Source organism: Mesorhizobium sp. WSM2561, from assembly GCF_000513915.1.
Taxonomy (GTDB): Bacteria; Pseudomonadota; Alphaproteobacteria; order Rhizobiales; family Rhizobiaceae; genus Mesorhizobium; species Mesorhizobium muleiense.
On the sequence record NZ_KI911325.1, the window covers coordinates 36836 to 59023 of the forward strand.

Below are 22188 nucleotides of genomic sequence, written 5' to 3' on the forward strand. Positions count from 1 at the left end.
TCACGCCGGCAAGACCGGCGAGCTTGAGCTCCGCCTGGTGACAGGGTAAAGTCAAGAGATTGTTCGCATGCGCACAAATACTGTGGCCGGCGTCGCGCTAAAGTGAATCTCGGCGGGCGGGTCGTCTGATGGACGTAACGCGCCCCGGAAAGGCCGCTGCAGTATGCAACAAGGACCCTCTTCTCTTATGGTTGCGGCTCTGCGATCGATCGACCATCTGCCCCTCGAACACCGCGACAGGGCGTGGCTCGACTGGTTTGAGGAGCTTTCGCTTTCCGCGTCTGTCGACGACCAGCCGATCCCGAGAGGCACTATGCACCTGCGGGCAGCGAACGCCACCACGCGCCTCGCCGACGTCTCTGGTACACCCCAGCGCATCGTGCCGATGCGCCGGGACCACGGGATTCTATTCGCTCTCATCGTTGCTGGGCGCGGGCGTCTTGTCGCCCCGCACCAGGCGTTCGATCTCGCTGACGGCGACATGATGGTGCTCGGCACGGCCGACGACTGGTCTATGACCTTTCGCAGTGACTTCCGCGCGTTCATACTTCAGGCGGCCGCCGGTCCGCTGGAAGCACGGCTGGGCCGCAGCGGCATCCGCTTGCCGAAGGTGCTAGGCAGCACCGTCGTCGCTGCGGTTGCGAAATCCGGATTGCGAACGCTGGGCTCCAATCTCGAGACTTCCGGTGCGGCCGATCTGACAGCCGCCGAAGTGGCTTTGACGGAACTCGTGGCAAGCGCCCTGCTTGGCGAGGTACGTGAGCCCGCTGGCAGCCTGACCGGGGTGCAAACGGCACATTTCAGGCGCGTCGCGGCGACGATTGACGCCCGGCTGTCGGACCCGGATCTTGCCTTGGCCCTGATCGCGAGACTGGAAGGGCTTTCCGTACGCTACGCGCAAAAACTGTTCGAGGGGCGCGGCGAAAGCTTCTCCGAATATGTGCGCCAGCAGCGCCTCGAACATTGCCGCATAGACCTGGCGGATCCCAACCATGCACATGAAAGCGTGGCCGCGATCGGACAGCGCTGGGGCTTTCGCGATCAATCGCATTTCAGCCGCACTTTCGGCGCGACGTTTGGAATGAGTCCCAGGCAGGTGAGGCGCGCCAGGTCGCAGACGGATGAAGCTTATCCGCTGCGCGGCAAACCGGACGGCCGCAAGTCGGCGGCGGCGCGGCCGGCCCCGATGCTGCAGGCCGCTATGGATCGCCCGCCAACGGCAAGAGCGCGCGAACGCACGGACCATTGGCATTTGCCAGCAACAGCGGAGACCGTGCATTGGGGCTTTTTCAGCCGCTCGCTGCCGCCGGTGTTGCGCGTCGATCCGGGCGATTCAGTCACCGTTGAGACACTCACTCAGCACGCGGGCGACGACTGGCAGCGGATGGTGGCGGGTGACAGCGGGGCTGAAAGCGTGTTCGATTGGTCACCCGAACACAAGCGCGTCGACCGTCGTGGGGCCGGTCCGGCAAACGCTTCCATCTTCGGGCGCGGCGCCGGCGAGGGGTTCGGCGTTCACATCATGACTGGCCCGATCTATGTGCGCGGCGCCGAGCCCGGCGACGTGCTCGAGATCGAGTTCGTCGAAATTCGGCCACGGCCGAGCGCTGCCTTTCCCGGCAAGGCCTTCGCATCGAACGTATCGGCGTGGTGGGGGTATCAGTATCACGACCTTCTGGACCGGGATGCCAAACGCGAAACGGTGACTATCTTCGAGATCGACATGCGGTGCCCGGCCGCAGCGCGGCCGCTGTACAGCTACGAATGGCAGCCGCAGACCGACCCCTTCGGCGTTGTCCACGCGACGATCGACTATCCTGGCATACCCGTCGACCACAGCAAGGTTTCGCATCGCGACTTGAGCGGTAGCGACGTGCGCATACCGGCGCGCCTGCATTTCGGGTGCATCGCGGTGGCTCCGCGCGAGGCCGACCTGGTCGATTCCATCCCGCCGGGCTATTTCGGCGGCAATATCGACAATTGGAGGATCGGAGCCGGCGCGAAGCTTTATTTGCCCGTTGCGGTTCAGGGCGCACTGCTCTCGCTCGGCGATGGACATTTCGCGCAGTCGGACGGCGAGATCAATGGCACGGGTCTTGAGTGTTCGCTGACCGGCGACATCATCATCAAGCTGCACAAGGCGGGCGAAGGGTGCCCGGCTTTCCTGCGCGGTCTCAACTCGCCGCTCATCGAAACCGAGCACAGCTGGGTGATACAGAGTTTCAGCCATCCCAACTACCTCAGGGACCTCGGCAGCAACGCGCAGTCGGACGTCTACAAGACATCCACCATCGAGTTGGCGCTGCGCAACGCCTTCCGCCAGACGCGCCGATTCATCATGCAGACATACGATCTCACGGAGGACGAGGTGTTGAGCATCATGTCGCTTGCCGCCGACTTCGGCATTACGCAAGTCGCCGACGGAAATTTCGGCGTGCACGCCACGATCACCAACGCCGTGTTCGGCGAGCGACAGCACAGCCAGCGTACCGCTCGCGCCTGACCACCCATGATCAGAGATCACGCAGCGGTTTCATTGATGGCGTGTGCCCTCACAACTCCGTGGCGTGCTCTTTTAGTGTCACCTCAAGCGCCTGGCTTAGCGGCACCGCCTTGGAGAATAGGAAGCCCTGAGCAGTTCTGCAGCCGAGCTTGTACAGAATTTGCCGGTCCGCCTCTGTTTCGACGCCCTCGGCCATGACATCGATCCCCAGCGCCCGACCAAGATCGATCACCGTTTTGACAAGCAGCCGGTCCTCCCGAGACTTGGCCAAGCCGCGAATGAAGCCTTGGTCTATTTTCACCTTGCGTATCCGGCTGTCCTTGAGCGACGCCAACGTGGAAAAGCCGGTGCCGAAGTCATCGAGCGCGATGGAAATGCCGGCATGTGAAAGCCGTCCGAGCTTTTCATCCAGTCTTTCCGGGTCCACTGGAGATTCTTCGGTAATCTCGATTTCGAACATCGTTGCAGGGAGGTCTTTTGCCGCCAGACCATTCAGAACCATGTCGTCGATATCGCCGGCTTCCAATTCGCGCGGTGAAACATTCATTGCCACACGAACATCTCGACGGTCAGCTTTCACCAAGCCGTCGATAAGAGCACAACAGTCGGAGAATACCGTTTGCGTTAACAGTTGAAGCATTCCGGTTTCGCGTGCGGCTGTCATGATTTCGGGTGGAGAGATGGAACCATGGATCGGATGGGACCATCTTAGCAAGGCTTCAAAACCGATCACGGCCTCGGTATCGAGTCTTACGATGGGCTGGAACCAAGGCGCCACCCTTCTCGCCTCTATCGCCGAATGAAGGTCGCGTTCGATGGACTGGCGACGTTGCAATTCCCTGTCGAGTTCGGCATCGAACAGGCGAAATTCGTTCCTGCCACGACGCTTGGCCGTGTAAAGAGCGACATCCGCCCGCAGCAACATTTCCGTCAGCCCCGGCCTTTCGGCCAAGTATATTCCGATCGATGCACCGATCCGGACGGACGCGACTTTAGGATAGGGGCTGGCGACTTTGGCTATGATATTGGATGCTAGGTTACTGGGAGAAAGCGAACTCCTGAGTGAGGGAAAAAACAGCACGAACTCATCGCCGCCGATACGGGCGAGCGTTGAGCCTGCCGGCGCTTCCTGCTCTATGCGGCGGGCGATCATGATGAGCAGTTCATCACCGGTCCTGTGACCGTAGGTATCGTTGACAGATTTGAAGCCGTCCAGATCAATCAGCATTGCAACGAACGGGCCGTCCGTATTCTCGAACTGATTGATCGCGTGTTCGAGGCCCCGTCTGTTGAGAAGGGCCGTTAGGTGGTCCTCCCTGGAATTGCGCTCCATTTCCGCCGCAAGCCGCTCCGCCTCATGTCTCAGGCGGCTTGCTTCGCGGAAGCGGGCTTGCCCTACAAACGAGCCTCGAACCAAGCCGCCCACGAAGAGCAGAACGGCAAAGGCCAGAATGTAATCTTCAAAGTTGCCTTTCGCCAACAGGCAACCCATCGCGATCACAAGCGGCGGCGTGATGAAGTTGATCGCGGCCGCGGCATATGAACTGCCGTATGTAACCGCACCAGCTGAAATGCCCGCCAGAATAATCAGATGCAGCGGCGCTTGCGGCGTTGTGTAGCCAACGGTAAGGACGGCAAGAAAGGACCAGGCAAACCCTGACAGAAGCGCAAGGATGCCAAACCAGCGAAGCCGCTGCGAAATCCCTGTTAAATCGTCCTGATCCCCCGTCTCGTTTAGCTGATAACGGGCGAGTCCGAGGCGGGCGGCATTTATGGCATTGATAACCAGGAACCAGATTGCGGCGGCAAAGCCCCCGCCAGAAAAGGCCTGCACCGTCAAAATCAGGCCTGATAGCATAGTGCTTATCGGCATCGATACGAAGAGACCGGCCTTCAGATCAGCAAGCTGATCTTGAAGGATTCTGGCCTCCAGCGCGTTTTCTTTCTTTAGGGCCATAGACCAGTCGGTTCGCTTCCCATGCCGATTCGCAACGTAAGCTTATGCAAGCCCACTGAAGGACGGGTTAACTACTCAGCTTGTATCAGCCTTCTGCGAGGCCTTTGTATGAATCCTCCTCATTTGTGCGGTGATAGAGAACATGGATCGGCAGCATCCTGGCGCTCGGGAATAACTTAAGGCGCGTCGCATGCATCCGTTCAAACGCGACGTGCTTAGGGGCTGCGCTGCCTATCTGTCAGCCGCAATCGTCGCCTGCAGCCATTGCGTGATGGCGTCGAAAGCGATCGGTCTGGTCGTGTCGACGTCAAACAGCGGTCCGCGCCGCAGCGGCTCGGCGCGCTTGGCCAGTTCGATCAGTTCGGGGATGTAGGCCGCGCCGGGATGGCCGGCGGGACGCTGGTCGAGCCTTGCGCGATAGCGCTCGGCCAGAACTTCGCCGGGCGCATGGCACCAGATCTCGGCGGTCTGCTCGACGCCGGCGCTGCGCAGGTGATCCTCGAGCACCTGGCGCGGCTGGAAGCCGAACCAGGCGTCGACGACAAATATGGCGCCCGCCGGGGCCTCGCCGACGACCGACCAGATGGCCTGGTAACTGGCGCGGCCGAGTATGCGGTTGAATTCGCGATCGCCGCCGCCGAGCACTTCCAGGAACGGGTTCTTGATCGTATCGAGCGCCAGCAATGGCCAACCCATGCGCGCGGCGATGCCGCGCGAGACCGTGCTTTTGCCGCTGGCGGGGATGCCGTTGACGAGCACGGCGCGCCGGCCGGGCACGGCGCGCCTGGTGCAATCAAGCCGGGCGGTCGGCAAGGGTACTGGCGAGGCTTGTGCAACTTCTGATTGTGCAACTGCCGCTTGCGTGGCGAGCGCTTGCAGACCGGCGCCGATGATCCCGGCGTCGTCGCCCAGTTGCGCCGCTTCCACCGGGCATTGGTACCAGGGCGCGAGGGCAGGAGCCCTGGCAAGCGCCCGACGGGCCGCCAGGCCAAGTCCGCCGCCGAGCAGCACCAGGTCGGGGTCGAACATGGCCACGGTCGTATCGATTGCCGCACGCAGCGGCCCGGCCCAGGCTTCCAGTATACCGCGCGCCAAGCGATCGCCGCCCGCATCCCGGGCAAAAAGCTGATCGACCGAAACGTCCGGACCGAGGCCTGCCCGCGCGATGTGCCGGCCAAGCGCCGTGCCTGAGCTGGTGGTTTCAACGCAGCCGCGCCGGCCGCAGACGCACGCTTCGCCTGATAGGTCGACGGTGATGTGGCCGAGCTGCCCCGCCGTCCCTTTGCCGCGGACGATCCGCCGGTCCTGGACCACGGCACCGCCAATGCCGGTCCCGATCGTGAACATGACGATGCTTTCATGGCCTCTGGCAGCGCCGAGGGCCATTTCCGCGACCAGTGCCATGTTGCAGTCATTGTCGATCACCACGGGCTTGCCCGCCAGGCTTTCCAGTCGTTGCGCAGGGGAGACCGAGGCGAGGTTGACATAGCCCCCTGACAAGACCGCGCCAGACCGCGCATCGACGCGTCCTGGGACGCCGATGCCGATGGCCGCAACTTCGGGGGAATCGAGCCGGCGCACCATTTCGGCGATCCGGAAGAGCACGAGCTCGGGGTCCGGCGCGCTTTTCTCGGAAATGCGCTCGAGGATTTCGCCCGTGCCGGAAACACGGGCGGCGCGCAGATTGGTGCCGCCGATATCGATTCCTATGGCCATCGAACCAGAGCCTGTTCCATTTCGACTAAATCGAAATGGGGCTCTATCTTGCTGTTTGACCATGATCTTCTCCGAAAACCGGTCCCCACTTTTCGGGATCATGGTCAGAGGCATGACGTCCCGTGCGTGCCTGGTGTGAACGTCGGATAGCTACAGCGCCGCGCATCCTGGTGCGCACAGGACGCTATAGTACTTTTATTTGCGCATGATCCTTTTCGAAGATCGACTACGATTTTGCATCGCGGACCTTCGGTTCGGGGTCATCGTGCTAAGCGGCTTTCTGCCGGTAATTTCCGATCACCGCCTGAAGCTCGCGCAATCTCGACACCGCGATAGTCCTGAGCCTTTCACGCTGAATGTCACGGTCGAGCGAGATGCAGTCCTTCCACAGCGACCGGCCGGCGATGACGCCCGACGCGCCGTTCCTCATCGCGATCTCGACCTGGCCCAGGAAGGTTGCGTGGTTGACGCCGGCGGAGAGGACCGCCCAGGGCACCTCGCCAGCCATGCTGGTGATCCTGGCGCAGGCTTCCGGCGTTCCGGGATAAGGAAGCTTGAGCACCTTTGCCCCGCATTCCAGCGAAATACGGGTGCCCTCTTCGACGAGCCAGGGGATCTTGGCCGTATACTCTTCAAGGCTTTCCGCTTCGAACTGATAGGTCAGGAACTCGACGACGAGCAGGAGGTCCTCTTGCGCGAAATCGGTGATGCATTGGCGCAGAATGGCGACATTATGCTCGTTCGCCTCAGGCCTGTCGGGCCTGAGATAAACCATGATCTTGCCGCCGGTGCCGCCGAGCTCGCGCACGCGGCGCGCGCCGATGCCGGGAACGAGACGCGACAGGCGGTAGCCGGCAGGCGAGACGTCGAAGCCCGAAGCGTCGAGGCCGATGAGCAGAGCCGTATCGCGGCTCAGCACCCCGTCATCGACAACCCGCGGCACCGCGCAGAGCGGGTCGAGCAGCACGCAGGATGCCTGGCTGGCGAGGTATCGCGTGATGTCCGACTTGGTGTCGCCCAGCATGTCGTTGGTGATCTTGGCCTGTTCTTCAGGGTCCGACGCAAGCAAGCTTCGCATGCCGCCGCGCTGGTCACAGGCGATGGCCATCATCGCCCCGTCCCTGCCGCATATCTGCTGGTAGCCGCGCAACTCTGCGGTCGTCATCTTTGTCATGGGTCTTCTGTCCGATGTTGGCGCCCATTCACCGGGGCGCAGATCAGTGGAAACAAGAAAGGTTCAGTTTTACCCTGCCTCCCGACAGGAGGTTTTGCCGCTTTGCTGCGCTAGCGGACCGAGAAATTCGGCCTTGGCCCGCAATCTGCCGTGGAAACCAGCCCACGTTGCGAGTCAGCCGGATTTGCGCGATAACTCCCATCGGTCGATGGGTCTGTAACACATTGCTGAAAGGAATTGCAAGCTGTCTGCACCTCCCGCACAAGATGCAGCCGCATCGCGGACGATGCTGCATACGGTCGCCAAACTGCACTATGAGGCGGACATGTCGCAGGTCGATATCGCGCGGCGGCTTGGCGTCTCCACCGCGACCATATCGCGCCTCCTGCAGCGGGCGAGAGCGGAGGGCATCGTGCGGATCGAGGTTCTCGATCTTGCAACCCCCGAAGGCATCACCACGCAACTGGTCGAGGCACTCGGGCTGCGTGACGCGGCGGTCATCGAAACGCCGGCAGCCGGTGCGCTGGCGGCGCTCGCTGCGCCGCTCGGCGCCTTGCTCAAGCAAGCGGGACTGACGGCCGGCAAGGTCGTCGCCATCGGCTGGGGGCGAGCCATTCGCCAGGTGATCCAGGCAGGCCTGCCGCGCATTCCTGGCGTTCTTACCGTCGCTGCCACCGGCGGCATGCAGCAGCAGGCGGCGCATTTTCAGATCAACGAGTTTGTGCGGCTCGCCGCAGAAGAGTTGGGCGGGACGCCGCATTTCATCCATGCGCCCTATCTGCCGTCGTCCGAATTGCGTGAGGTCTTCCTCGGCGATGCGGCCATCCGCGACAGCGTCGCGCTTTGGGACCGGACCGACGTTGCGATCGTCGGCATCGGCCTGCCCCATGCCATCAATCCGCCCGAAGCGAGCGCGGCCACGCTGAGCGAACAGGCCCTGTTTCATGCGGCGGGAGACGTCATCCGCCACTACTTCGACGCCGAAGGCACGCTCATCCCGTGGGAGGGGGAGGGCCGGATGATCGCAATGTCGCCGGCCCAGCTTCGAGCCGTCCCCCTGGTGATCGGCGTTGCCGCCTCGCCGGAGAAGGCGAAGGCGATCATAGGTGCCGTCCGCGCCAGGCTTATCAATGCTCTGGTGACGGACACGAAGACGGCCCAGGCCATTCTCGAGGCTCTCTTGCCCCGATAATGCTGGGCACGCCGATACGTGACATCGGCACAGCTGATCGATTCCAGACCGATCGACACCAAACCCGCAGCGAAATCATCAGTTGTGTCGTCAAGGCGTTGGGGCAATAGTCTGCGGGAGGGGCTCTGCGGAGCAGACAGATGGTGTCCGGTGTGAAAGCGTTTCGATCCCGGAAATACGCGGTTGCAATTTCTTTCAGCAAAGTGTTACAACATTGCGGCTAGGCAAGCATGCGGGCCGAGCGGCGCAGTTTCCTGCACCCTTGCGGAGGCTAGTAACGGGACTGCGCATCGGGCTGGTCGGTTTCGACGGTCGATTTAATGACTGGGGCGCTTGGGAGGAGACTGCCCCATAACAGCAAGCAGGCGAAACCCGCTTCTCGCCGCCAGCACTTCACAGAGCCGGGACGACTCGCAACGGCAAAATCTGCCAACATTAGGAGGAGGATGTTATGAAGAAGATTGTTGCCGCTCTGGCGGCTCTCGCCATCTGCGCAGCGGCGCTGGTCACGCCCGCATTGGCGCAGGACAAAAAATACACCATTGCGCTCATTCCGGGTCTTACCACCGACGGCTTTTACATCACCATGCGCAAGGGAGCCCAGGCGGCAGCCGATGCCCTTGGTGTGACCCTGGTTTTCCAGGGCGCCCCGGATTTCAATCCGGTAACGCAAGTCCCCGTGCTTGACGCGGTCATCGCGAAGAAGCCGGATGCCATCCTGATCGCGCCGACCGACAAGGTTCAATTGGTCGAACCCCTGCGCAAGGCCCATGACGCCGGCATTCCGGTGATCACCGTCGACACCTTCATCGGCAGCGGCGTCTACCAGACCGGCGCCGGCGAGGCGGATTTCCCACTGTCCTATATTGCCTCCGACAACATTCTGGGCGGCGAAATCGCCGCGCGGGCATTGGCCAAGGCCATAGGCGACAAGGGCAAGGTCTACGTTTCGAACGTCAAGCCTGGCATTTCGACCACCGACCAGCGTGAAGAGGGCTTCAAGAAGGAGATGGCGGCCAACCATCCCGGCATCACCGTTCTCGAAACCCAGTTCAACGACAATGACGCCAACAAGGCCGCCTCGCAACTCCAGGCTGTGTTCGCGCGCAATCCCGATCTCGTCGGGGTGTTCCGCGCAAACCTGTTCTCGGCGCTTGGCGCGGCGAATGGCGTCCAGCAGGCCGGGCAGACCGGCACCGTCAAGGTCGTGGCGTTCGACGCGCCGACCAGCATTGCCGACAACATCAACTCTGGCCTTGTCGACGTCGCGATTGCCCAGCATCCCGCGGAAATCGGCTATTTCGGCGTCGTGTCGGCCTATGCCCATCTGACCGGCCAGTCGATCCCGGTTGCGATCGGCACCGGCTTTACGATCATGGACAAGGCCAACATCGCCGACCCGAACATCTCGAAATACCTCTATTCCGAATGAGTCCAGCCAGTCTCCTTCCGGCCTGCCGGAAGGAGACCTGCGCCGGTCGCTTTGACCCTGTTTGTCGGAGGCCGCCCTGCGGATCGGAACCATCCATGACTTCAACATCGCCAACCGAAACGCATGTCGCTCCTCAGGCGGATCACGGTGATCCGGCCAGGAGCTGGCTCGCACGCATCGCCGAAGGGCGCGCCTGGCTGTTCCTTGCGGGCCTGATCATCTGTTTCGAGGTCTGGTCGAGGCTCTCCTTCGGCGCGACCTTCGTGCTCAACCCGTTCAACGTGCAGTCCATTGCGATATTCGCCGTGGCGCCGTTGCTGCTGGCGACCGGGCAGACCTTCGTCATCATTTCGGGAGGCATCGACCTCTCGCTGGGCTTCATCATGGGTCTCGCGGCCGTCGTCGCCGCCCACGCCACGAATATGGCTGGCGTCGCCATGCCGGTGCCTCTGGCCATGATGTTGGGCATTCTGGCGGCCGTGATCGTCGCCGGCGTGCCTGGCGTCATCAATGGCTTGCTGATCTCGCGCCTCAGAATTCCCCCTTTCATCGGCACGCTTGGCATGTTTGGCGTGGCGCGCGGCGCTGCGTTCCTGCTGGCCGGCGGCACGACGGTGCCGGTCCAGAATTCCTGGTTCGCGCTGCTTGGCAACGGCAGGTTCTACGGGGTGCCTTATCTCGTCATCATTGCCGCCGTCTTTGTCGTGGTGATGCACTACATCCTGAGCCAGACCCGGTTCGGCCAGCATAACTACGCCATCGGCGCCAATGTGCAGGCGGCGCGCCGCGCCGGCATCGACATCAGGGGCCACATCCTGCGCCTCTACGTGCTTTCGGCGATGTGCGCCGGCCTCGGGGGCGCGCTCTATGCAGCGCGCTTCACCGCGGGCGCCGCCCAGGCCGGCGAACCCTTGCTGCTCGACAGCGTGGCAGCCGTGGTGATCGGCGGCGCCAGCCTGTTCGGTGGCTCAGGCACCATCTTCGGGACGGTCGCCGGCGCCTTGGTCATCGCGGTCATTCAATACGGGCTGGTTTTCGTCAATGTCGAGCCGTTCTGGCAGTTCATCGCCGTCGGCCTCGTCATCATTATCTCCGTCCTTATCGACCAGGCGCAGCGCCGGTTCAGTGGAGCTCGCCAGGATGAATAGTTCCGAACCAACCACCCCCCTTCTCGAAGTCCGACACCTTTCCAAGCATTTCGGTGCGGTGCAGGCGCTGAACGATTTCTCCATGGCCGTGCGGCCGGGCGAAGTGGTGGCGCTGGCCGGCGACAACGGCGCCGGCAAGACGACGCTGATCAAGGCGATATCGGGCGTCTTTCAGCCGACCGGCGGTGAAATTCTGCTGAGGGGGCAGCCGGTCACCTTCGCGACGCCGCAGGAGGCGCGCGAAAAAGGCATCGAGACCATTTACCAGGATCTCGCTCTCGCCGACAATTTGTCCATCGGCGCCAATATCTTCCTCGGCCGTGAACCCATGCGCAAGGCTTTCGGTTTCTTGCCGGTGCTCGACCGCAAGGCGATGGCCGTCGCCGCCAAGCAGACGATGGGACGGCTGGACTTCCATGTCAGCCGGCTCGACGCCCCGGTCAGCAATTTCTCCGGCGGTCAACGGCAGGCCGTTGCCATCGGCCGGGCCGTCTATTGGGATGCGCAGATCCTGATCATGGACGAACCGACCGCGGCTCTTGGCGTGCCGGAGCAGCGTAAGGTCATTTCGCTCATCCACCAGCTCAAGGCGCAGGGCCGGGGCGTGATCTTCATCTCGCACAATCTGCAGGATATTTTCGCCGTTTCCGACCGCATCGTCGTGCTGCGCCGCGGCATCCAGGCCGGCGAGCGCAAGATCTCGGAGACCAATCATGACGAAGTCGTCAAGCTCATGGTTGGCGGCTAATGCATGTCGCCCAAAAGCTTGCCCTCGGGCTTGACCCGAGGGTGCGCAGCGGTTTTGGGACAACGACATGCATAAAAACAAGAACCTAAAGCGCGTCGCATGAAATCCCTTCAGACGCGACGCGCTTTAGGCCGATACTTTCGATTGCTGAAGCAATGCACGTCCCGAGGAATTGAGCTTCCCGAGTGGCGAGCCGGCCAAGCCGGCAATTCTCCGGCGAGAAGCGACTGCGGCAGGATCGCCGGCACAGCTACCGCGCCTGGCTGCTCAGCATCTCAATGCCCCCGACCGATTTCCGGCGAAATTTGCTCGCCCCCGACGTTGACAAAATGCCATCCAGATACGCTCGGCGCGACGGAAAGAAGCAGGTCGGCGAGCAGAGTCGACATTGCCTGAGGATGTCACTATATAGCGGCGGCTTTGACCGCGTACCCTAGGGTTGCGCAGCGAATGGCGCCGCAAACGTGCCGCGTAATGTGATACCTATTGTCATACAAATTGACTGGATTGCCGGAAAATAACAAGTAGAAACAATGGCGCGATCCGGGACCTGATCCCAGCCAACGGTACCAGTCTGCTCAGGAAAATAGAATCTCCTTCAGAATTAGAATGTGCTCCTTGAACCTTCGATTTCCGTCAGCCCTGTGGAGCTTGGGCAAGATCGGCTTGCCGGGTGACGGCGACTCGGTTGGAATAGGAGCGTGCATCTTTTCGGGGATGCCGGCGTTTATGATTACCAACCGGCGCAGCCGCCAGGGAACAGCAGCATGAGCGAACACGCGATCGAGTTCTTGCAGGAGTGGATCGGCGAAAAGGTCCACTGCCAGTCCTCGCTGGACAGGATCGAGGAGCAGGCCGAGACCCTCGCCAAGGAATGCGCGGCGAAGGCGGCTGAGGCCGGCATACCGCTGGAGGATATCCAGGAAGAGGTCGGCGACATTCAGGAACTTATCGCGTCGAGGCTGGAAGAGGCGGCTGAGGCCGACCAGGACGAAAAGAATTCGGACTAATGCATGTCGCCCAAAAGTGCGCAGCGGTTTTGAGATAACGACATGCATAAAACAAAGAACTAAAGCGCGTCGCATGAATCCCTTCAAACGCGACGCGCTTTAGCGAGTGACATGCCGACCCGGCGAAAGGCATCTATTCACCTGTGCGACGCGTGACACGCCACACAGTTCTACTTTCCCTGCCTAGCCCCGAATTTGCTCTTGAGCCATGCCGTTGGCAGCGCCGGCACGAAATTGCCGTCGCGCCCGGTCATGTCGTCATTGGCGACCAGCGCATTGAGGATCGCTTCCTCCACACTCCCGATCACGGCGTCGAAGAACGGGTCGATGTCGGTATCCGGGATAAAATCGGCGCTGGCGATGCGGCCTGGCGGCGCCAGCGCCGCCTCGCGGTTGGCGGTCGAAAAGGCCAGGAAAATATCGCCCGAGCTGTGATAGCCGAAGCCGCCGGTCATGGCGACGCCGAGCGGCACCCGGCGTGCCAGCCGCTTCATCTGATGCGGCAGCAACGGCGCGTTGGTGGCGATGATCCCGATGATCGAGCCCTTTTCGGCGCGCGGCGTGCTTTCGCGGATCGCGGTGCCACGAGATCGGGCCCGGCGCGCAGGCCGCGAATGGTAAAATTGCTCCGCGTGCCGAAATTCGCCTGCACGAACGCGCCGACCGTGTAGCGCCGGCCGTACCATTCGACGAGCCGCGATGCCGTGCCGGAGCCTGCCTTGAAACCGAAGGCGATCATGCCGGTGCCGCCGCCGACGCTGCCTTCCTCGATCGATCCGCTGGTCGCGCCATCGAGGGCCGCGGCGACATGCTCAAACCCGAGATGGTGGCCATTGATGTCGTTCAGGAAGCCGTCATAGGTCTCCGCCGCCACCGGCAGGCCCCAGCCGCTGTCGAGCGCGGCCGGCAGCACGCGCTGCATCCAGCGCAGCGTTCCGTCGCGTGAAACGCCGCAGGAATGCGTGTTGGTGATGGTGATCGGAAAATTGAAGGCACCGGTTTCCTCGATGATGTGCGAGCCGGTCAATTCGCCATTGCCGTTATGGCCGAAAATGCCGGCAAAAACCGGCGTGGCCAGTTCGGCGCGCGGTCTGGGCAGGATGGCGGTCACGCCGGTGCGCACCGGCCCCTCGCCGACCACCAGCGCACCTTCGCCCGAAATCAGCGTCGAATAACCGACCGCAACGCCAGCCACATCGGTGATGGCGTTGAACGGTCCGGGCGTGCCGTCAAAACGAATGCCGAAGGCTCGCGCGCGCTGCTTGCCGGAAGGCGTCGTCTGGTGATGTGGATTGCCGGAAATCATCGGCACTCAAAACAGCGAGCCTTGGCTGCCAGGCTCCTTGGCTTTGGCGGCCGGCTTTGCAACAGTTTTCGGCCGTGCCGCGCCGCTGGTCGCAATCGCATCGGCGGTCCCGTCGGCGAACTCCAGCGAAAGTGCCAGCCCCGGCGTCACTTCCGCCGCTTGCTTGATCACGGCACCGTCGGCGTCTTTCACCAGGGCGAAGCCGCGCGCCAGCACCGCCTTGTGCGACAGCGTCGCCAGCAGCCGGTCGGCCTGGGTCAGTTTCCCGCGCAAGCGCTCGAGCCGCACCGAAATCACCCGGTCCTGTCGTCGCGACAGCGCTGCCAGGGCATCTGCCTGCAATTTCTGCCGCCTTGCGAGCGGCGCCGCCGACAGCCGCGCCGCGGTGCGCGAAAACCGCGTTCGCCGCTCGCGCACGATGGCGAAGAACGCCGCTTGCGCGCGGCCAAGGTCGCGGCCGGCCAGTGTGCGGGCCTCGTTCATGCGTCGCGACAGGGTGGCCGGCGTCAGCCGCTGCGCCTGAAGCCTGGCTCGCTTGCGCTGGACGCTGACGGACAGCGCCCGGCCAAGCCGGCTCGTCGCCTCGTCGAAACGCCGGCGCGGCAATGCCAGCAACTGGTCGGGCGAGGGCAGCGCCCGGGCGGCGGCACGCACCGCCTGGCGCTTGCGCTCGAAATTGCGCGATACCGCAGCCTTTAGCCGCGCACCAAGGCCGGTAAGCGTCACTTCGAGGTCGGCGCGTACGGGCACGGCGATTTCGGCGGCACCCGTCGGTGTCGGCGCCCGCACATCCGCCGCCAAGTCGATCAGCGTCCAGTCCGTTTCATGGCCGACGGCGGAAATCACCGGAATGCGCGAGGCGGCGACGGCGCGGGCCAGCGCCTCGTCATTAAACCCCCAAAGATCCTCGAGGCTGCCGCCGCCGCGCGCCACGATCAGCAGGTCGGGCTGCGGGATCACGCCATCCTGCGCCAGTCCGTTGAAGCCGTTGACGGCGGCGGTCACTTCGGCGCCGGCCGTTTCGCCCTGCACTCGCACCGGCCAGACCAGCACATGCAGCGGAAACCGGTCCTTGATCCGGTGGATGATGTCGCGGATGACAGAGCCTGTCGGCGAGGTGACGACGCCGATGACGCGCGGCATGAACGGCAGCAAGCGCTTGCGGCCGGCATCGAACAGGCCTTCGGCCTGCAGCCGGCGCTTGCGCTCTTCCAGCAGTGCCATCAGCGCCCCGGCGCCGGCGGGCTCCAGATTGTCGATGACGATCTGATAGGTGGACTTTCCTGGATAGGTGGTGAGCCGGCCGGTGGCGATCACCTCCATGCCTTCTTCCGGGCGGAATTTCAGCCGGCCCATCGTGGTCTTCCAGACCACGGCGTCGAGCCGTGCGCGGTCGTCCTTGAGGCAGAAATAGGCATGGCCGGAGGAGTGCGGCCCGCGATAGCCTGATATTTCGCCGCGCACCCGCACATTGCCGAAGACGTCCTCGACCGTTCGCTTCAGCGCGCCGGAAATCTCACTGACCGTGTATTCGGTGGCGTTGGTACGTGATTCGGATGCTGCGTCGCTCATTGGCCGATTGGGGGGCGGTTGTTGGCCGGCGTCAAGGCCGTCGCTCGTAGCCGACGTCATAACTCGATCTTAACCCGATCTGATGACTGTGCGGAAAAGAGAGTGGCCAGGACGCATGAGCCGTCGTCTTCAACGCAGCCCATTAACGTTCCAGGTCACGCTGACGGTGATGGCGCTTGCCATTTTCGCGCTTGCCATGGTCGTCGGCTTTGGCTTTTACGCCACTGTGCAGGCGGATAGCGCCTCCTTCGAGCGGCAGAAAATCCTTTTCGCCAACGGCATGCGGGACCGGATCGCGGCGGTGGGTCGCGAGCAGGAAAGCATCGCCGTCTGGGACGATTCCGTCATCAATGCCAAGGCCGGCAACGTGGACTGGATGATCGATAACATCAGCGTCTGGATGTATTCCTACTATGGGCATGATCGGGTCTATGTACTGGATGCCGCCGATCGTCCGATCCATGCGATGCGTGAAGGAAATGTGCTGTTGCCGGCGCGTTACAGCGAGGATGAACCGGTTCTGTTGCCCACGGTCGAAAGGGTGCGCCGGTTGATCCGTGAGCCGGCGGAAGAAGACCAGGCCGGCGGTCCGGTCAAATTGGCCGCAGGGGATCTGGTGGAGCTTGACGGAAAACCTGCCATCCTCAGCATCATGCCGCTGGTGCCGAGTTCCGACCGCGTCATCCAGACGCCTGGCAGCGAATACCTTCATATCTCGGTGGACTTCATCACCGACGCGCTGCTGGCCAAGATCGCCGGGCAATATCTGTTGGCGGGCGCCCGCATGCTGCCGTTGTCGCAGCCGGTCGGCGGGGCTGCCATTCCGCTGGTCGACTCACGCGGCGTCATCCTGGCTTATGCCGGCTGGGATCAGGAGCGGCCCGGCAGCACGCTTGTGCGCGAGGCAGGGCCGGCCCTGATCGGTGGCGCGCTGCTCGCGGCAGGTGTCCTGGCATTCCTGCTGCGCCGCCTCCGCCGTGCATCGTCGGCGCTGCAGACCAGTCAGGCCGAGGCGCAGTATCTCGCCTTCCACGACACGCTTACCGGCCTTCCCAACCGGGCGCTGTTCGAGGACCGGCTCCGGCGCGCTTTGCTCACGGCCAGTCACGAAACAGCCAAAGTGGCACTGCTTTATCTCGACCTCGACCGTTTCAAGCACGTCAACGACACGCTTGGCCATCCTGCCGGCGACGAGCTTGTCCGCCAGACCGCCGCGAGGCTCCAGCAGGCAATCCGGGAGGTCGACACGGTGGCACGGCTCGGCGGCGATGAGTTCGCCATGATCCTGATTGATGTTAACGACATCCGAGGCGCCGAAGATGTTTCGGAGGGTCTGCTTCAAAAGCTGCAGGAGCCGTTCAAGCTGGCCGACGACCAGGTTTTTGTCAGCGCCAGCATCGGCATAGCGTTGTCGACCGGTCCGGATGCCGATGCGGACGACTTGCTGCGCAAGGCCGATATCGCGCTTTACGAAGCCAAGAAGAACGGCCGCGGCCGCTACCAGGTCTTCGCCGGCGACATGGACGACCTGCTGTTGCGCAAGCGCCAGGTTGAGAGCGAGCTTCGCCATGCCCTGAATGGCGGAACCGGGATCAAGCTGGCGTATCAGCCGATCTTTGCGGCGGACGGCAGCACGATCCTCGGTGCCGAGGCGCTGATCCGCTGGGGACATGAGGTCCATGGTGGCTTGCCGCCAGCACAATTCATCGCCATCGCCGAAGAACGTGGCATGATCGGCCAGCTTGGCAAATGGGTGCTGCAAGAGGCTTGCCGCTTCGCTGTCGGCACCGAATTGCCTTGGGTGGCCGTCAACGTGTCGCCGCTGCAACTGCGCGACACCGGTTTCGCCGAGCAGCTTGCGGCGGTTCTCGCCGAGACCGGATTGGCGCCAGGGCGCCTGCAGCTCGAGATCACCGAGGGCGTGCTGTTGGACAACAACGATACGACCAGGGCGGCTCTGGCTGTCTTGCGCCGGTCGGGGATCGCCATAGTGCTCGACGATTTCGGCACCGGCTATTCGTCGCTGAACTATCTGCGCCGCCACGCCATCGACAAGCTCAAGATCGACCGCTCCTTCGTGAACCTCCTCGGCCGCGACGAGAGTTCGGCGGCGATCGTCAGGGCGCTGGTCGATCTTGCCGACGCTCTTAACGTCGGCGTCACCGCGGAAGGCGTGGAGACCGAGGAGCAAAAGGCGCTGCTCGTCGCCATGGGCTGCCGAGAGTTTCAGGGCCACCTGCTGTCGCTGCCGCTGGAGCCGGCGCAATTGCTGCGGCTGGCCGGCCTTTTGCCTGGCAAGGACAGCACGCCGGCAGCAGTTTCCGCCTGATCCTTACCAGCCCGGCACGATCTGGTTCGGCTTGCCCCGCTTCATCTTCGAAAAGGCTGCGAAGTCGAAGCTTCCCGTCTCTTCGCCGAGCGGCACGGAAATATTGTCGAGGCTTTCCGAAATGTGACGGGCCAGCGCGTCGACGATCTCCGGCCGCGACGTCTGGCCGCGCATGATGCCGATGCGGCAATCGGGCAGGGCGCCGAACCCGTCGGCGTCGCCCAGCACCCGCATGCCGGGGCGCAGCGCGCATTCCGGCAGCACCGAAATCGCCAGGCCGGAAAGCACCGCGGCGGTGATGACGGTTGCCGAGAAGCTGGTGAACAGGATGCGGTAGTCTCGGTTCTGCCGGTCGAGCACGTCGACCGCGGCCCTCCGCCAGATGCAGTTCGGCCGGCCGAAGGCCATCGGCAGAACGTTCTGTTCATGCGTCGCATGGTTGGCCGAAGTCACCCACAGCAGCGGTTCGCGCCGCACCACTTCCGACTGGCCGTGCGCGTCACTATGCGTCACCAGTGCCAGATCGAGATTGCCACGCTTGATATGCTCGACCAGCCCCGGCGTCGGCTCGCAGATCACGGTCAGTTCGACACGTGGGTTGGAACGGGCGAAGCGGGCCATGATCTCGGGCAGGAAGCGATCGGCATAGTCGTCCGGCGTGCCGATGCGGATCGTGCCTTCGAGCCGCCGGTCGTCGAAGGCGGCCAGCGTTTCCCGATTGAGGAACAGCAACCGTCTTGCGTAGGAGAGCAGCCTGTCGCCTTCCTCGGTCAGCCTGTTGGTGCGCCCGTCCTTTTCGAACAGAGGCTTGCCGATCCGCTCCTCCAGCCGGCGCATCTGCATGGACACCGCCGACTGGGTCCGATGCACCGCTTCCGCCGCGCGGGTGAAGCTGCCGGTGTCGACGATTGAGACGAAGGTCTGCAACTGATCGAGATCGAGTGGCGCTTTCATCGGTCCCATCCATCACTAGTGTTGATGTTAAAGATTAGAAACATTCGTTGGATTAATCAATCGAACGATGGCAAATTTACGACTGTCCACATGACAGCATGTGAATCGGGACCGGAACGGCCGCTGTTGCCAGCGCCGATCGCGCGTCTTCGTCCGTTCGAATGAAGGAGACTGACATGGCTACGTTTGATTTCGCCACCGAGACTTCGCGCATCACGTCGCGTCCGGCTATTGCGACGCGCGTGGTCAACACCATCTCCAGCGTCTATCGCGCCTGGAAAAACCGCCGCGCCTTCTATCGCCTTGGCGAGATGTCGGACGCCGAACTTGCCGACATCGGCTTGACGCGCGCCGATCTCCACGTCGCCATCGACGTGCCGTTTGGCCGCGATCCAACCGAGAGGCTTCGCCTCATCGCGGCCGATCGCACAGACACGATCGAGGATATTGCCCGCAAGGTGACCTGATCGATGGTTGCGTGCCCCTAGGGCGCGCGGTGCCAGGATTTCGCAGGCACCCACTCCCTGCCGGTTTCCCCGCCGGCCCGCCTGCACACTGCCCGGTCCTCCCAAGGATCGGGCTTTTTTCTATTTGAAATCAGGCGAAGGCCAGCTTCACGCTACCGCCGGTCCATGCCTCGCTTGAACTGATCGAAGATCGACTCCATGCCCTTCTGGTAATCGTCGCGTTGCTGCGCGCCCGCTTCGAACATCTTGCCGAACAGATCGTCGAACGGATTGCGTGGCCTGCCGCTCGGATTGGCCTGTGGCTGCGGTGTTTCGCGCTGCTGCGGCGCCTGACGCGGCTGCGTCTGCTGTGCACCACCGCCGAACATGTCCTGCAGCACCTTGCCGAGCGGATTGTCGCCGTAGGGATTGGGCGCCTGCTGCGGCTGACCCTGCGGCTGCTGTGCGCCGCCGAACATGTCCTGCAGCACCTTGCCGAACGGATTATCCATCGGGCCGGGCTGCGGTGCCTGGCGCTGTTGCGGCGCCTGCGCGCCGCCGCCGGCCTGCCGCATCATCTGCTCGATGATCTCGCCGAGCGGATTGCTGCCGCCGCCGAATCCGCCTGCTGCCTGCATCTGATTTGTGGTCTGCTTGAACAGGCCGCCCATCATCATCGAAGCCACGACCGGCAGCATCTGCTGCAAGATCTGCTGGCTGACGCCGCTCGCCTGCGCTGCCTGGCTGGCAACGGCGCGGGACAGGTCTTTTGAGCCGAACAGATGGCCAAGAATGCCGTTGCCTTCATCGACGCCCTGCGGCGAGAAGGCCCGGCCTGCGTCCTCGAAATATTTGGCATGCTGGCCGCTGGCCATTGCCGTCATGAACGCGCCGAGCCCGTAGGGGTCGGAGGTGCTGCGCTTCAGCCCCTGTGAAAAGGCCGGCAGCAGCGCCTCGACCGCCGATTGCGCTTGCTGCTGCGAAAGGCCGAACTGTTGGGCCAGGGCCTGCATGCCGTTACCGTTCTGCGCCTGCGCCAGAATGTCGAACAAGGAAGCCATTGGTTTTCTCCTCGGGAAAATCCTCGTAGGAGAGCCTACCGCATCGGCCAGAAAATCGGAATCGATTTCGGAAAGCGCGTTTTCCCGAGCTGTCGGCCAAGCCGATAGCAAACAGCTAATACGCATACTCCATGAACACCGGCTCGATCGAGCCGCCCCAGCGCGTATGATAGGCGGAGAGCAGTTCCTCGGCGCTGGTGGTGCCGCGCGCGACGACTTCGTCCAGCGTGCTGAGGAACGACGTTTCGTCATAGCCGTCGCGGTTCTTGCGGCCGCGGTTCTTCAGCCCCATGCGCGAGATGACGAGCACGTCGCGGGCGATCTCGCGCAGTGTCGTGTTGCGGAACGGCGCCGAAATGCCCTGTTCCGGCACGGCGTTGCGCATCGCCAGCACCTCTTCATAGCTCCAGCTCGAGGTCAGCGCCTCGGCCGCGTCGAGCGCCGCCGCGTCGTAGAGCAGCCCGACCCAGAAGGCCGGCAGCGCGCAGATGCGCCGCCACGGTCCGCCATCGGCGCCGCGCATTTCAAGGAAACGCTTCAGTCGCACGTCGGGGAACAGCGTCGACAAATGGTTCGCCCAATCGCCCATCGTCGGCAGCCCGTCAGAAATCTCGTTGCGGGCCGCACCTGCCATGAATTGGCGGAAGGAGACGTGCGTCATGTCGTGGTAGTGGCCGTCGCGGATGACGAAGTACATCGGCACATCGAGCGCCCATTCGACATAGTCGGCGAAGCCGAAATCGGGCGAGAAGCAGAAGTCGAGCAGGCCCGAGCGCTGGTTGTCGGTGTCGCGCCAGATGTCGCCGCGCCAGCTCTGAAATCCGTTGGGCCGGCCCTCGGTGAACGGCGAGTTGGCGAACAGCGCCGTCGACAGCGGCTGCAGCTTCAGCGACACCTGCATCTTGCGGCGCATGTCGACCTCGCTCTCGAAGTCGAGATTCACCTGGATGGTGCAGGTGCGGTACATCATGTCGAGGCCCTTGCTGCCGACCTTGGGCATGTAGCGCGTCATGATCTCATAGCGCGACTTTGGCATTTTTGGCGTCTCGGCCAGCGACCATTTCGGGCTGCCGCCGAGGCCGAGGAAGCGGATGCCCATCGGCTCGGCGATCTCGCGCACCTGCGCCAGATGCGCATTGCCCTCGCGGCAGGTCTGGTGGATCGTCTCCAGCGGCGCGCCGGACAGTTCGAACTGGCCGCCGGGTTCCAGCGAGATCGCGCCCCGGCCGGTCGGCTCGACCAGGCCGATGATGCGGCCGGCATCCATGATCGGATCCCAGCCGAGTTTTTCCTGCATGCCCTCAAGAATAGCGCGGATGCCGTGCTCGCCGCCATAGGGCACCGGCGCATTGCCGTCGACATAGAACGGGAATTTCTCGTGTTCGGTGCCGATGCGCCATCTGTCGCGCGGCTTGTTGCCTTCAGCCAGGTGCTCGACAAGCTCGTCGACGCCTTCGATCGGCCGGAAATCGGTTGTGTCGCGCGCCATCATAAGTCCTCGGTAGCGATCGGACGACCGCCGGCGCTAGATGGACGAAATGTCAGTAGGCGATCAAGCGAAAAATCCTGAGCCACAGGGTAACTGGAATTGATTGGCGCTGCTTCTTCCTTCTCCCACAAGGCCCACAAGGGGAGAAGGG

Annotated in this window: 15 protein-coding genes and 1 pseudogene; 8 read left to right on the top strand and 8 right to left on the bottom strand. The window is 63.0% G+C overall.

Translation table 11 applies throughout. The annotated features are described in order from the left end of the window. Positions 1-187 precede the first annotated feature (187 nt). Positions 188-2503: an acetamidase/formamidase family protein gene (locus M727_RS0134600; protein WP_027156323.1), complete on the top strand. Its 2316-nt coding sequence runs from the start codon at positions 188-190 to the stop codon at positions 2501-2503. 49 nt (positions 2504-2552) lie between these two features. Here M727_RS0134600 and M727_RS0134605 read toward each other — a convergent pair whose 3' ends face one another. The 3 genes from M727_RS0134605 to M727_RS0134615 form a co-directional block, all read right to left on the bottom strand. Further along, positions 2553-4460 carry a bifunctional diguanylate cyclase/phosphodiesterase gene (locus tag M727_RS0134605; RefSeq protein WP_027156324.1) on the bottom strand — a complete coding sequence of 636 codons (1908 nt, stop codon included), beginning with the start codon at positions 4458-4460 and terminating at the stop codon, positions 2553-2555. A 231-nt stretch (positions 4461-4691) separates the two neighbouring features. Then, on the bottom strand, positions 4692-6176 hold the full coding sequence (locus tag M727_RS0134610; RefSeq protein ID WP_027156325.1) for an ROK family protein: 1485 nt from the start codon (positions 6174-6176) through the stop codon (positions 4692-4694). 268 nt (positions 6177-6444) lie between these two features. After that, entirely contained in the window at positions 6445-7350 is a 906-nt protein-coding gene (locus M727_RS0134615) for a tagatose-bisphosphate aldolase (RefSeq protein ID WP_027156326.1), read from the bottom strand. A 286-nt stretch (positions 7351-7636) separates the two neighbouring features. Between M727_RS0134615 and M727_RS0134620 the strand changes: the two genes are divergently transcribed. The 5 genes from M727_RS0134620 to M727_RS0134640 all read left to right on the top strand — a co-directional run bounded on the left by M727_RS0134620 (position 7637) and on the right by M727_RS0134640 (position 12880). Then, positions 7637-8542: a sugar-binding domain-containing protein gene (locus M727_RS0134620; protein WP_027156327.1), complete on the top strand. Its 906-nt coding sequence runs from the start codon at positions 7637-7639 to the stop codon at positions 8540-8542. 451 nt (positions 8543-8993) lie between these two features. Continuing rightward, a complete protein-coding gene (locus M727_RS0134625) occupies positions 8994-9974 on the top strand; it encodes an ABC transporter substrate-binding protein (RefSeq protein WP_027156328.1) in 981 nt (326 codons plus the stop codon). A gap of 95 nt (positions 9975-10069) precedes the next feature. Continuing rightward, positions 10070-11122, top strand: coding sequence for a ribose ABC transporter (locus M727_RS0134630; protein ID WP_027156329.1), 1053 nt, complete (start codon positions 10070-10072; stop codon positions 11120-11122). Next, on the top strand, positions 11115-11870 hold the full coding sequence (locus tag M727_RS0134635) for an ATP-binding cassette domain-containing protein (protein WP_023800331.1): 756 nt from the start codon (positions 11115-11117) through the stop codon (positions 11868-11870). The genes M727_RS0134630 and M727_RS0134635 overlap by 8 nt, the downstream gene beginning before the upstream one ends. Positions 11871-12637: 767 nt before the next feature. Then, positions 12638-12880, top strand: coding sequence for a DUF768 domain-containing protein (locus M727_RS0134640; RefSeq protein ID WP_027156330.1), 243 nt, complete (start codon positions 12638-12640; stop codon positions 12878-12880). A 170-nt stretch (positions 12881-13050) separates the two neighbouring features. Here the strand turns inward: M727_RS0134640 and M727_RS38935 are convergent. Both M727_RS38935 and xseA read right to left on the bottom strand, forming a co-directional pair. Then, positions 13051-14186: pseudogene (locus tag M727_RS38935) on the bottom strand (P1 family peptidase). 6 nt (positions 14187-14192) lie between these two features. Next, positions 14193-15758 carry an exodeoxyribonuclease VII large subunit gene (gene xseA, locus M727_RS0134650; protein WP_027156331.1) on the bottom strand — a complete coding sequence of 522 codons (1566 nt, stop codon included), beginning with the start codon at positions 15756-15758 and terminating at the stop codon, positions 14193-14195. 115 nt (positions 15759-15873) lie between these two features. Between xseA and M727_RS0134655 the strand changes: the two genes are divergently transcribed. Continuing rightward, positions 15874-18087, top strand: a complete 2214-nt coding sequence (locus M727_RS0134655; protein ID WP_027156332.1) for an EAL domain-containing protein — start codon at positions 15874-15876, stop codon at positions 18085-18087. A gap of 3 nt (positions 18088-18090) precedes the next feature. Here M727_RS0134655 and M727_RS0134660 read toward each other — a convergent pair whose 3' ends face one another. Beyond that, positions 18091-19041, bottom strand: a complete 951-nt coding sequence (locus M727_RS0134660) for a LysR substrate-binding domain-containing protein (RefSeq protein ID WP_027156333.1) — start codon at positions 19039-19041, stop codon at positions 18091-18093. A gap of 176 nt (positions 19042-19217) precedes the next feature. On the opposite strand from M727_RS0134660, the gene M727_RS0134665 reads away from it, so the two are divergent. Beyond that, complete coding sequence (locus tag M727_RS0134665; protein WP_027156334.1) at positions 19218-19508, top strand: DUF1127 domain-containing protein; 291 nt, start codon at positions 19218-19220, stop codon at positions 19506-19508. 152 nt (positions 19509-19660) lie between these two features. Here M727_RS0134665 and M727_RS0134670 read toward each other — a convergent pair whose 3' ends face one another. Together M727_RS0134670 and M727_RS0134675 are read right to left on the bottom strand one after the other, a co-directional pair. Next, a complete protein-coding gene (locus tag M727_RS0134670) occupies positions 19661-20548 on the bottom strand; it encodes a DUF937 domain-containing protein (protein WP_027156335.1) in 888 nt (295 codons plus the stop codon). Between the two features lie 115 nt (positions 20549-20663). Next, complete coding sequence (locus M727_RS0134675; RefSeq protein WP_027156336.1) at positions 20664-22037, bottom strand: glutamate--cysteine ligase; 1374 nt, start codon at positions 22035-22037, stop codon at positions 20664-20666. Positions 22038-22188: the final 151 nt, after the last annotated feature.